Genomic DNA, 12,065 nt, shown 5'->3' with positions numbered 1-12,065 from the left:
CGCCGGAAACACCGACGCTGGTAGCGTTGACCATGCCGGTAACACCCACGTGGGAGAGACCGCCCGACAGCACGCAGGGCGGCGCCGAAGGGGCAAATCCTCCCCGGAACCTCTCAGGCAAAAGGACCTCGTGGGCAGGCACTGTGGAGTGCCCCTGTGGGTGCGACAGAGGGGGAGGCCGACACGTCGACCTCGCCCCGGGAGTGCCCCCTATGACCGTAGAGCAGTTCGCCACCCGTCACATCGGTCCCGGCCCCGACGATGAGCGTCGGATGCTGGAGGTCGTCGGGCACGACTCGATCGACGAGCTGATGGACGCCGCGATCCCCGAGGTGATCCGCTGGCACGGCACCCTCGACCTGCCCGACCCGGCCACCGAGGCCGAGACGATCGCCGAGCTGCGGGCCCTCGCGGCGCGTAACACCGTCGCCGTCTCCATGATCGGGTTGGGGTACCACGGCACGCACACCCCGGCGGTGATCCGCCGCAACGTGCTGGAGGACCCGGCCTGGTACACGGCGTACACGCCGTACCAGCCGGAGATCAGCCAGGGCCGCCTGGAGGCGCTGCTGAACTTCCAGACCATGGTCACCGACCTGACCGGGTTGACCACCGCGAACGCCTCCATGCTCGACGAGGGCACCGCGGCGGCGGAGGCGATGACCCTGGCGCGGCGCGCCTCCAAGAGCAAGAGCGGCGTGTACGTCGTCGACGCCGACGCGTTGCCGCAGACCATCGCCGTGATCACCAGCCGGGCCGAGCCGCTCGGCATCGACGTGCGGGTCCTCGACGTGCAGCGCGACGAGTTGCCGGCGGAGTTCTTCGGCCTGCACCTGCAGTACCCGGGGGCGTCCGGGGCGGTACGCGACCATGCCAGCCTCGTGGAGGCGGCGCACGCCGTCGGCGCCCTGGTGACCGTCGCGGCGGACCTGCTGGCGTTGACGCTGCTGCGCGCACCTGGGGAGATCGGCGCAGACATCGCCGCCGGCACCACCCAGCGTTTCGGCGTACCGATGGGCTTCGGTGGGCCGCACGCCGGTTACCTGGCGGTGCGCTCGGGCCTGGAGCGGATGCTGCCCGGGCGCCTGGTCGGGGTGTCGCGCGACGCGGACGGCAACCCGGCCTACCGGTTGGCGTTGCAGACCCGTGAGCAGCACATCCGGCGGGAGAAGGCGACCAGCAACATCTGCACCGCGCAGGTGCTGCTCGCGGTGATGGCCGGCATGTACGCCGTCTACCACGGCCCGGACGGGCTGCGGGACATCGCGACGCGTACCCATGCGATGGCGGCGCGCCTCGCGGCCGGGTTGCGCGCCGCTGCGGTGGACGTCGCGGACGTCGCGTTCTTCGACACCGTCACCGCGACCGTGCCGGGGCGGGCCGCCGAGGTGGTGGCCGCCGCCGCGGACCGTGGCGTCAACCTGCGGCTGGTCGACGCCGACCGGGTGGGGGTGTCCTGCGACGAGACCACTACCGACGCGCACCTGGCGCTGGTGTGGGAGGCGTTCGGGGTGCCCGCGTTCGACGGCGACGTGGACGCGGCCCTGCCGGTCGACCTGACGCGCGGCAGCGACTTCCTCACCCACCCGGTGTTCCGCAGCCACCACTCCGAGACGGCGATGCTGCGGTACCTGCGGCGGCTGTCGGACTTCGACTACGCCCTGGACCGGGGCATGATCCCGCTGGGGTCGTGCACGATGAAGCTGAACGCGACCACCGAGATGGAGCCGGTCAGCTGGGCGGAGTTCGCGAACATCCACCCGTTCGCGCCGGACGCGCAGACCGTCGGGTACCGGGAGATGATCGGTCAGCTGGAGTCGTGGCTGGCCGAGGTGACCGGCTACGACGCGGTGAGCGTGCAGCCCAACGCCGGTTCGCAGGGTGAGCTGGCCGGGTTGCTGGCGATCCGTTCGTACCACGCGTCGCGGGGTGAGACGCACCGCGACGTGTGCCTGATCCCGTCGTCGGCGCACGGCACGAACGCGGCGTCGGCGGTGATGGCCGGCATGCGGGTCGTGGTGGTGGCCTGCGACGACGACGGCAACGTCGACCTCGTCGACCTGGACGCGAAGATCGACAAGCACCGCGACGCGCTCGCCGCGATCATGGTGACGTACCCATCGACGCACGGTGTGTACGAGACGGGCATCGCGTCGCTGTGCGCGAAGGTCCACGACGCCGGCGGGCAGGTGTACGTCGACGGGGCGAACCTCAACGCCCTGGTCGGGTTCGCCAAGCCCGGCAAGTTCGGCGCGGACGTCTCGCACCTGAACCTGCACAAGACGTTCTGCATCCCGCACGGCGGCGGTGGCCCCGGGGTGGGCCCGGTGGCGGTCCGCGCGCACCTGGCGCCGTTCCTGCCCGGTGACCCGCTGGGCGCGCACATGGACGCCACGCCGGCGATCTCGGCGGCGAAGTACGGGTCGGCGGGGATCCTGCCGATCCCGTGGGCGTACCTGCGGATGATGGGTGCCGAGGGCCTGACCCGGGCCACCGGTGTGGCGGTGCTCGCGGCGAACTACGTGGCGGCGCGGCTGCGGGGACACTTCCCCGTGCTGTACGCCGGCAACAAGGGCCTGGTGGCCCACGAGTGCATCCTCGACCTGCGGCCGTTGACGAAGGCGACCGGGGTGAGCGTCGACGACGTGGCGAAGCGGCTGATCGACTACGGCTTCCACGCGCCGACGATGTCGTTCCCGGTGGCGGGGACGCTGATGGTGGAGCCGACCGAGAGCGAGGACCTGGCCGAGCTGGACCGGTTCTGCGACGCGATGATCGCGATCCGCGCGGAGATCGAGCAGGTGGGTTCCGGGGCGTGGCCGGCGGGGGACAACCCCCTGGCCAACGCGCCGCACACCGCGGCGATGGTCAGCGGTGACGAGTGGTCGCACGCGTACCCGCGGTCGGTGGGCGCGTACCCGGCCGGGGTGGACCGGGCCGGGAAGTACTGGCCGCCGGTGCGGCGCATCGACGGCGCGTACGGCGACCGGAACCTGGTCTGCTCGTGCCCGTCGCCGGAGGCGTTCGAGGACTGACGACGCCGCAGCCGGTCGGGGACTGACGACGGCGCGCCGGGGCGGGCGGTACGGCCTGCCCCGGCAGCCGCTGCGACCTGGGCGGGGACGTCCCTTACCGGGGGACTAGCCTGGGTCGACGGCGGCTAAACGGTGACGCTGAGTGGTCGGTCAGGCCACGAGAGCGTGGCGGGCGGGGCCGCGGTGCGGTGCGATGCTGCTGCCGTCGGGAAGCAGCTCGCCGGTGTCCTCGAAGACGATGACACCGTTGCAGAGCAGGCTCCAGCCCTGCTCACGGAAGCAGGCGAGGACCCGCGCGGCTTCCCGGTCGGTGGCTTCAGCGGAGGGGCAGGTCGGTTGGTGCTGGCACATCGGGTTCTCCGGACTGTGGGGGCACTGTGTCATGGTTCACATGACCAGTGACGCACAGTACCAAGCGAAAGTGTCCAGCATCGAGCAGGTGCCCGCCTGGTGCACGGGAAATCCACTGAACGGATGAGGAAGGTTGGACCGTACGGCGTGGAAACGCTCCCACAGGTGTGGGCCGCAGGCAGCGGCCCGGCGGCTGTGGCCGCTGTCCGCGGCCCGGCGGCGTCGATCGATGTACCCGCCGCGCCGGCCGCGTGCCGGGGTGCGCTGACCGAACGCGCCCGCCTGCACTGGTCTCGCGGTGACGGCGGTGACCCCGCGGCCCTCGCCGAGGAGTTCCTCGCCGCGCACGGCCTACCCCTGCACGACCTGACCCGACCCGCCACCGGCCGGCACGGCACCGGGGTCTGCGGTGCGGCGCTGTACCTATCGGCCGCCGCCGGGGCGCTGCTGGCCGGCGCACCCACCGGGGCGCCCGAACCCGCGCCGGCCCTGCCCGACCTCGCCGTCGTCGTCTACCAGCACGGCCCCACCCGGGTCACCCGGCCCGGCACAGGGCCGCCGTGGTGGCTCGGCGAGTGGGTCGAGAGCTGGACCCCCGCCCAGCACGCCGCCGCCGTCGACGCGGTCCGCGCCGCCATCGGCCGCGGTGACGTCTACCAGAGCAACCTCGTCGGCCACGCCGCCGCCCCCTACACCGGCGACCCGTTACCCGCCCTGAGCCGCCTCGGCGCGCTCCCCGGCGCCCGCTACGGCGGCGTCCTCACCGGCGACGGCTGGGCCATCGGCTGCGCCTCCCCGGAAACCCTCGTCGAGGTCACCGACGGGCAGGTGATCACCCGACCGATCAAGGGCACCCGCCCGGCCACCGCCACCGGCCGCGCCGAACTGCTCGCCAGCGCGAAGGAACGCGCCGAACACATCATGATCGTCGACCTGGAACGCAACGACCTCGCCCGCATCGCCCGCACCGGCACCGTCACCGTCGACGAGCTGTTCGCCGTGCGCCGCTGGTGCGACCTGTGGCAGGCCGAGTCGACAGTCCGCGCCGCCGCCGCCGACGGCCTCGGCCTCGCCGACCTGCTGCGCGCCACCTGCCCCGGCGGGTCCGTCACCGGCGCCCCGAAACTCGCCGCCCTGACCCAGATCAGCGCCCTCGAACCGGTCGGGCGGGGCGCCAGCATGGGCGCACTGGGCTGGGTCGCCCCGGGCCACGTCGACCTGGGCCTGACCATCCGCACCGCCGCCGCCGACGGACAGCGACTGCACACCTGGGCCGGCGGCGGCATCACCTGGGACAGCGACGCACACGCCGAGGTCGCCGAGGCCGCCGCGAAGACCACCCCGATCCGCGCCACCCTGGCCGGGCGCTGACCGCGGCACCGCACGGCGATACGCTGAACCCCATGACCATGCGGCCCATCCGGATCATCGGCGACCCTGTCCTGCGCACCGGATGCGAACCGGTCACCACCTTCGACGCCGAGCTGCGCGCCCTCGTCACCGACCTGATGGACACCCTGCTCGGCGCCCCCGGCCGCGCCGGCGTCGCCGCACCGCAGATCGGCGTCAGCGCCCAGGTGTTCGTCTACGACGCCGACGGGCACCGCGGCCACCTCATCAACCCCACCCTGGAGCTGTCCGACGAGCTCCAGGACGACGAGGAGGGCTGCCTGTCCATCCCCGGGCTGTACTTCCCGACCGTGCGGGCCCTGCACGCCACCGCCCAAGGCGTCGACCAGCACGGCGAGCCGCTGACCATCGCCGGCAGCGGGTTCCTGGCCCGGGCCCTGCAACACGAGACCGACCACCTGGGCGGGCGGCTCTACGTCGACACCCTGCGCGGCGACACCCGCCGCCGGGCCCTGCGCGAGATCCGCGCCGGGCGCTTCGACTCACCCAGCCGCCGCGGCTAGCTCACCCACTGGTCGTGGCCCAGCTTCGCGACCAACGCCACCACCACCACCAGCAACACCACTCGCACGAACCCGGAGCCGCGGCGCAACGCCATCCGCGCTCCCAGCACCGCGCCGGCGATGTTGCACACCGCCATGCCCGCGCCCAGCAGCCACCACACGTGCCCGGTCACCCCGAACACCACCAGCGCGCCCAGGTTCGTCCCCGCGTTGACGACCTTCGCCATCGCCGAGCCGTGCACGAAGTCCGCCCCCAACAGGGCGGTGAACGCCAACACCAGGAACGTGCCGGTGCCCGGGCCGATCAACCCGTCGTACAGGGCGATCCCCACCCCGGCCACCGCGATCACCGCCGCCACCCGCACCGGAGTGCGCTTCGCTGGCGCCGCCACCACCCCCATCCGGGGGCGCAGCAGCACGAACACCGCCACCGACACCAGCACCACCAGCACGACCGGCCGGTACGCCGACGCCGGCACCGCCCCGGCCAGCGCCGCGCCCACACCCGAGCTGAGCACCGCGAACCCCGCCGCCGGGCCCGCCACCCGCCAGTCGACCTTCGTCCTGCGGGCGTACGTCGCCGCCGCCGTGGCCGTACCGAAGATCGCGGCCAACTTGTTGGTGCCCAACGCGGTGGCCACCGGCACCCCCGGGGCGGCCAGCAACAACGCCGGCAGCAGCAACAACCCGCCACCACCGACCACGGCATCGACCCACCCGGCCATCGCGGCGGCGGCCAGCAGGGTACTCAGCGTCACGGCGTCCACGGGCGGCAATTCTGCCCACCCGACGCGCCCGGCCGGCACCCAAGTGGCCAGCCTCACCCGGTCACCGACCCCGCGTACGCCGCAACCACACCCCCAACGCTCCGACCGCCACGAACACCAGCACCGAACACAGCAAGACCTTCACCACCCGGCAACCATGCCACGGGCACGTAAGGTGCAGGAGTGCGCCTGGCCACCTTCAACCTGCTGCACGGACGGTCCCTCACCGACGGGCTCGTCGACTCCGACCGACTCGCCGCCGCCATCGGCGCCCTCGACGCCGACGTGCTCGCCCTGCAGGAGGTCGACCGCGACCAACGCCGCAGCGGCCACCTCGACCTCACCGCCATCGCCGCCCGCGCCCTCGGCGCACCCCACCACCGCTTCGCCGCCGCCGTCGTCGGCACCCCCGGCGAACAGTTCCGCCCACTGCGCCACGAAGACGACGGCCACGGCGAACCCTGCTACGGCATCGGGCTGATCAGCCGACACCCCGTACGCAGCTGGCAGGTCACCCGACTCAAGCCGGCTCCGGTGCGCTCACCGGTCTACGTGCCCGGCCCCCGCGGTGGTCTCATCCTGCTGCACGACGAACCCCGTGTGGTCCTCGCCGCCGTCCTGGACACCCCGCACGGCCCCCTCACCGTCGCCGCGACCCACCTGTCCTTCGTGCCCGGCTGGAACGCCCGCCAACTACGTCAGACCGTCCGCGCCCTGCGCGCGCTACCGGGGCCCCGCGTCCTGCTCGGCGACCTCAACCTGCCCGCCGGCGCGGCCCGGCTCATCTCCGGCTGGCACCCCCTGGGCAGACGCCCCACCTACCCGTCCGGGCAGCCCCGCGTCCAACTCGACCACATCCTCGCCGACCGGCAGGCCCTCGACCAGCTCCCACCGGTACGCGCGGTCACCACGCCCGCGTCGACCATCTCCGACCACCGCCCCCTGCTGGTCGACCTCGGCTGAGCATCATCGCCCAACCGACCGCATCGCGGCTCTGGTCCGCGTCCAAGGTCGCCTCGGCTTCCTGAAAACCGGGGCATCCCCGTGCCCCGGACACCGCGCCCTGCTGAAAGCCGAGTCGATCAAGGGTCGGCGGGGGAGCGGACCACCGAGTCGCAAGATTCCCTCAAGATCATTGCATCGACGGACTTCGACAACCATGCTGGTCGACACGCGCCACGATCAACTCGTCGGAGGCCACATGAGACGCCAGCGACCCACCCTCATCGCCGTGTCCACGCTCATCGCCATCACCCTCACCACCGCAGCACCCACCCCCGCCAACGCCGCACCACCCGACCAGGTCACCGCCCTCACCGCCCACCAGGCCGACGGATACACCACCCTCGCCTGGCAACCCGTCGACGGCGCCACCGACTACCAGATCGAACGCACCCCCGTCGACGCCGACAACACCCCCACCGGCACACCCACCATCGTCGGCATCTGGCGACCCAACCGCCAGATCAACCAACACGCACCCACCTTCGCCGACGCCGGCTACAACCCCGGCGACACCTTCCAATGGCGCGTACGCGCCCGCACCGGCACCACCGAACAGCCCTACTCCGACCCGGTCACCGCCACCACCACCGCACCCTGGGGCAACCCCACCACCCCCGGCGAGCAACTACGCACCGGCTGGGAGACCACCCACGCCGCGCAGTACACCAGCGACACCGACGAGTACGCCTACACCGCAGCCATCGACGCCCTCAGCGACCGCGTACGCGTCGTCGAACTCGGCCCCACCGTCCAGAACCGACCCATCAACATGCTCGTCATCGGCCACCCCACCCCGGCGGCCACCCCGGAAGCCGTCGCCGCCACCGCACCCGTGGCCATCAACTGCAACGTGCACGGCAACGAACCCGGCGACCGCGAAGCCTGCCTCATCATGGCCCGCCAACTCGCCTTCAGCACCGACCCCCGCATCACCGACCTGCTCAGCCACACCACCGTCCTGATCGTCCCCACCATCAACGGAGACGGCCGCGCCAACAACACCCGCGGCAACTCCACCGGCCAGGACCTCAACCGCGACTACTCCCTGATCCGCCAACCCGAGACCACCGCGTACATCACAATGGTCCGCGACTACCGACCCGTCGCCGGCTACGACGGCCACGAGTTCGGCAACTCCCGCGCCGGCGACCTACCGATGCTGCCCCCACGGCACCAGAACGTCGCCCAACCCATCTTCGACCAGTCCCAGGACATGATCGAAGGCCACATGTACGCCAAGGGCGCCGAAGCCGGCTGGTGGGCCTGCCCCTACGGCTGCGAAGGCGGCGGCAACGTCGGCCTCAGCGAAGAAACCATCCTGCGCAACACCCTCGGACTCAAGAACGTCACCAACTCCCTGCTGGAACTGCGCAGCTCCGGCGGCCAGACCCGCCCCGACGAGGGCAACACCGCCAACAACCGACGCCGCAAGACCTACTCCGCCCTGTGGACGTTCCACCAGTTCCTCGACTACCACCGCGCCGACCGCGCCGACATCCTGAAAGCCCGCAGCGAAGCCATCGAATCCCAAGCCGCCAACACCGGCCGGCTGGTCTTCCGCGGCTCCCGCCCCATCCCCGCCCACCCGGCACCGCACCCCGGCGACAGCCCACCACCACTCGACGCGCCCCCCGCCGACCTGATCCTCGACAACCCGCCCTGCGCCTACAAACTCACCGACGCGCAGTACAACGGCGCCCGCACCGACGGACCCGGTGGCGTCGGCACCACCGTCGCCCAGCGCATCGCCGCCCACGGCTGGAAGGTCATCACCATCGGCGACGACCACTACATCCCCCTCAACCAACCCGAACGCGGCCTCATCCCCCTGCTCCTCGACGGCAAGGGAGTGGAGAAGCTGACCGACGGCGAACGCGTCTACCCGACCCTCACCGGACGCCGCAACGGACCCCTGACCGTCACCGGCTTCACCTGCGCCGACGACGCCACCATCAACGGCCCGGTCACCGTCCGGGCCGGCGCGGCACTCGTCACCACCGCAACGACCATCAGCGGCCCACTCACCGCCACCGGCGCCGCCGGCATCCTCCTCGCCGACAGCACCATCAACGGCCCGGTCCGCATCGCCACCACCGACACCATCTCCATCATCGACGCCACCATCGCCGGCCCCGTCGACCTGTCCGGCAACACCACCGGCACCGACGCACCAGTGCTGGCCGGCACCACCATCCGCGGCCCACTCACCTGCGCCGGCAACAACCCCACCCCGCACAACCTCGGCATCGCCAACACCGTCCACGGCCCCCGCACCACCCAGTGCGCGGCACTGTGACCGACAACTAGCGAGCCACCACGCCGGCGGCGCGGGCCCAACCCCGCGCCGCCGGCCCTCACCAGCAACCCCCGCACCCGTGGAGGCCGCCGTGTCGCACCCCGCCACCCCACCGCGACAACCCCGACGAATCCGCGGACCGCACGGCGCTCGGCGCGTCCGACGGACGCTCGGCCTGCTCCTGCCGACCCTGCTGCTGGCCGCCTGCACCGGCAGCCCCGCAGCTCCCCGCACGGACGCCGCGACCGCGACCGCAGGACCCCAGCCCACCGGGCCACTCTGCGCCGCCCTGCCCACCGGCACCGACCCCGGCAACCCGAGCTTCCTCGCCGGGCAACCAGTCGACCAGGCGCTGCGATGGATCCCCACCCTCACCACGTTCGAAGCGGCAGTGCGCACCAGCGGCGTCCTCACCGACCTGCCCGCCGGCGACGGCGTCACCCTCCTGGCGCCCTCCGACGACGCCTTCGCCGCCACGTTCTCCGAGGACAACTGGGACGACCTCATGACCCACCACACCGACCAGCTCCGCACACTGCTGAAAGCCCACCTCATCACCGGAAACCACCCGATCGCCGACCTCGCCACCGCCGGCACCGCCACCACCCTCGACGGCGTCACCGTCACCGTCGCCCGCGCCGGGCCCACCGCCCGCCTCGGCGACCGCGCCGACACGGTCTGCGCCGACTACCAGGCCACCAACGCCCGCATCCACATCATCAACGCCGTCCTCGGCCCACTGCCCGTCACCGCCGACGGCACCGGCCACCGCGCACACTGACCACGCTCACCCGGGCGGCACCAGACCCGCCAGCGCGCGGTTGGTCCGGTTGGCGCGGACCGCGTCGCGCTGCTGCCCGGCCGTCACCTCGATGTACGTCTGCGACGACGCCAACGACGCGTGCCCCAACAACCGCATGATCTCCGCCGCGCTCGCACCGTCCTCCGCCAACCGGGTCGCGAAGGTGTGCCGCAGCGCGTGCAGCCGCGCACCACGCGGCACCCGGTCACCGATGCCGGCCCGCCGGTAACACGACTCGACCAGATACTGCAGGCCACCACGGCGCAACGGCTCACCGCGCCGATCCACCAGAAACGGCGAGTCGGGGCGTACCGACCGCGAACCGAAGCGCCGCACCCGACTGTCCAGGTAGTCCCGCAGGACCCGGTCCAGATCCGCCTCGATCGGCACCACCCGAGGCCGCCCACCCTTGCCCGCCACCTCGACCCGCCGCTCACCGGGCCGACCGCCGAGCGAGTCGACGCGCAACGCCAGCAGCTCCGACAGGCGCAGCCCGGCGCAGAGCGCCACCGCCAACACCGCCACGTCCCGCTCCGGCCACGGGTCGCGTTGCCGACCGTCGTCGCGTGCGGCGGAGGCGAGCAGCACCTCGGGGGTGTCCGCGCCGCGCAGCGGCTTCGGCTGGGGGAGTAGTGCCCGAGGCCGCCCGACCGCTGGCATCGGGTTGCCCGCCACGAACCCGTCAGCGACCAGGAACGTGAAGAAACTGTTCCAGGTGGACCAGGCCCTGTGCACCGACGCGGGCGCCCGGGGAGCGGCGAACCGGGCGAAGGCCGCGCGCATCACCCGGGGGGAGAGGTCGGTGATCGACAGCGCGTCCAGGGGTAGGGGAGGGGTGGCATCTTCCGCGACCAGAGCCGCGACCGTGCGCAGATCCCTGCGGTACGCGGCCAGGGTGTGCGGGGAGGGCTTACGGGTGGCCCGCGCGGTCAGGAACTCCTCGATCAGCACCACGAGCGATTCGTCCTGTTTGTCATGCATAAGGGATATTATGCAGCATTTTCGCGTATCCGGGAAGCGGTAAGCGAGGGGAGAGGGGCCTCGTCCCGGACCGCCGCGATTACGGCGGGAGCTGACCGAGGAGCACGTAACGTGCGCGGCATGACGTCGCTCGCCGCCACCTGTCCCACCTGTGGTCGACCGGGCATGCCCATCGTGTACCGGGACCTCGATGGTCCGACAGATCTGGTCTGCTCCGAGGGGCACCAGTGGCGGGCCGCCGGCCGAGCCGGGTGGGCTCCACATGCGTCACCCACCGCCGTCGACCGCGGCCCGCGGGACGCAACGACACCGATGAGGCCCATGGACGTCAGCAAGGACGGGCGGACCTGGCGGATCGGCACGGCCGACGACGTCGCCTGGCTCGCCGGGCGGACCACGCAGGGCCTGTCGGTCACCACGGCGATCCCGCCGGTGTTCGAGGCGTACGGCACCTTCCACCCGCCAGAGGGTGTCGACTTCCACGCCCACGAACGCGCCGTGGTCGACGAGTTGGTGGCGTGCACGCCGGATCAGCCCTGGTGGCTGGGCTTTCTCGACACCGGCGCCCACGACGTCGTCTTTCCGCACGCCGCGAGGGTGTCTCTCTACTGGGACTGGCCCTATGTGTTGGTCGAGGCCGGGCCGGAGCAGGCTCTCGGCTGGCGCGTCGGTCACATGCGCGGCGGCGACGGGGCGCTGCCCGACCTGTTCTTTCCGGCGGATCGCTCCTGGCTGGTCTCCGCCCTGTGGGACGACATCTGGACCGACATCGGCGCCAGTGCTGCCATCCTGGCAGCCTTGCGACGCAACCCGCTGGTCAACGCCGTCCTCGTCGGGCCCGACGAGGACGCGTGCCCGCCCGGCCTGTCGCGCGACTGACCCCGCCGTACGACGGTGAGGGGACCGCCCAGAACC

General features: G+C 72.3%; 10 protein-coding genes and 1 riboswitch. Of the genes, 7 read left to right on the top strand and 3 right to left on the bottom strand.

Annotation, left to right across the window (positions count from 1 at the left end):
• The first annotated feature begins 40 nt into the window (after positions 1-40).
• Positions 41-139: riboswitch (glycine riboswitch) on the top strand.
• Positions 140-212: 73 nt separating this feature from the next.
• On the top strand, positions 213-3,035 hold the full coding sequence (gcvP, locus tag OG598_RS10390) for an aminomethyl-transferring glycine dehydrogenase (RefSeq protein WP_328654224.1): 2,823 nt from the start codon (positions 213-215) through the stop codon (positions 3,033-3,035).
• Positions 3,036-3,185: 150 nt separating this feature from the next.
• Here the strand turns inward: gcvP and OG598_RS10385 are convergent, their stop codons facing one another.
• On the bottom strand, positions 3,186-3,386 hold the full coding sequence (locus OG598_RS10385; protein ID WP_007460326.1) for a DUF5999 family protein: 201 nt from the start codon (positions 3,384-3,386) through the stop codon (positions 3,186-3,188).
• Between the two features lie 123 nt (positions 3,387-3,509).
• Between OG598_RS10385 and OG598_RS10380 the strand changes: the two genes are divergently transcribed.
• Together OG598_RS10380 and def are read left to right on the top strand one after the other, a co-directional pair.
• A complete protein-coding gene (locus OG598_RS10380) occupies positions 3,510-4,757 on the top strand; it encodes a chorismate-binding protein (protein WP_442931465.1) in 1,248 nt (415 codons plus the stop codon).
• A 32-nt stretch (positions 4,758-4,789) separates the two neighbouring features.
• Positions 4,790-5,299: a peptide deformylase gene (gene def, locus OG598_RS10375; protein ID WP_328654223.1), complete on the top strand. Its 510-nt coding sequence runs from the start codon at positions 4,790-4,792 to the stop codon at positions 5,297-5,299.
• On the opposite strand, the gene OG598_RS10370 is transcribed toward def, so the two are convergent.
• Positions 5,296-6,066, bottom strand: coding sequence for a sulfite exporter TauE/SafE family protein (locus OG598_RS10370; RefSeq protein ID WP_328654222.1), 771 nt, complete (start codon positions 6,064-6,066; stop codon positions 5,296-5,298). The genes def and OG598_RS10370 overlap by 4 nt on opposite strands.
• Before the next feature lie 183 nt (positions 6,067-6,249).
• Between OG598_RS10370 and OG598_RS10365 the strand changes: the two genes are divergently transcribed.
• The 3 genes from OG598_RS10365 (at position 6,250) to OG598_RS10355 (ending at position 10,148) form a co-directional block, all read left to right on the top strand.
• Complete coding sequence (locus tag OG598_RS10365) at positions 6,250-7,029, top strand: endonuclease/exonuclease/phosphatase family protein (protein WP_328654221.1); 780 nt, start codon at positions 6,250-6,252, stop codon at positions 7,027-7,029.
• A gap of 238 nt (positions 7,030-7,267) precedes the next feature.
• Positions 7,268-9,367, top strand: coding sequence for a M14 family zinc carboxypeptidase (locus OG598_RS10360; RefSeq protein ID WP_328654220.1), 2,100 nt, complete (start codon positions 7,268-7,270; stop codon positions 9,365-9,367).
• A gap of 91 nt (positions 9,368-9,458) precedes the next feature.
• Positions 9,459-10,148: a fasciclin domain-containing protein gene (locus OG598_RS10355; RefSeq protein WP_328654219.1), complete on the top strand. Its 690-nt coding sequence runs from the start codon at positions 9,459-9,461 to the stop codon at positions 10,146-10,148.
• Positions 10,149-10,154: 6 nt separating this feature from the next.
• Here OG598_RS10355 and OG598_RS10350 read toward each other — a convergent pair whose 3' ends face one another.
• Positions 10,155-11,150, bottom strand: a complete 996-nt coding sequence (locus tag OG598_RS10350; RefSeq protein ID WP_328654218.1) for a tyrosine-type recombinase/integrase — start codon at positions 11,148-11,150, stop codon at positions 10,155-10,157.
• A 321-nt stretch (positions 11,151-11,471) separates the two neighbouring features.
• Between OG598_RS10350 and OG598_RS10345 the strand changes: the two genes are divergently transcribed.
• Positions 11,472-12,029, top strand: coding sequence for a hypothetical protein (locus OG598_RS10345; RefSeq protein ID WP_328654217.1), 558 nt, complete (start codon positions 11,472-11,474; stop codon positions 12,027-12,029).
• Positions 12,030-12,065 lie beyond the last annotated feature (36 nt).

Source organism: Micromonospora sp. NBC_00330, from assembly GCF_036136635.1.
In the GTDB taxonomy this organism is placed as follows: Bacteria; Actinomycetota; Actinomycetes; order Mycobacteriales; family Micromonosporaceae; genus Micromonospora; species Micromonospora salmantinae.
The sequence above is the reverse complement of the archived record's forward strand: the minus strand, read 5'-3'. Positions and strand labels throughout refer to the sequence as shown.

Bases quoted from the DNA above. Each gene is read 5' to 3' on its own strand.
- gcvP (WP_328654224.1), top strand. From the start codon at position 213: ATGACCGTAGAGCAGTTCGCCACCCGTCACATCGGTCCCGGCCCCGAC.
- OG598_RS10385 (WP_007460326.1), bottom strand. From the start codon at position 3,386: ATGTGCCAGCACCAACCGACCTGCCCCTCCGCTGAAGCCACCGACCGG.
- OG598_RS10380 (WP_442931465.1), top strand. From the start codon at position 3,510: ATGAGGAAGGTTGGACCGTACGGCGTGGAAACGCTCCCACAGGTGTGG.
- def (WP_328654223.1), top strand. From the start codon at position 4,790: ATGACCATGCGGCCCATCCGGATCATCGGCGACCCTGTCCTGCGCACC.
- OG598_RS10360 (WP_328654220.1), top strand. From the start codon at position 7,268: ATGAGACGCCAGCGACCCACCCTCATCGCCGTGTCCACGCTCATCGCC.
- OG598_RS10350 (WP_328654218.1), bottom strand. From the start codon at position 11,150: ATGCATGACAAACAGGACGAATCGCTCGTGGTGCTGATCGAGGAGTTC.
- OG598_RS10345 (WP_328654217.1), top strand. From the start codon at position 11,472: ATGGACGTCAGCAAGGACGGGCGGACCTGGCGGATCGGCACGGCCGAC.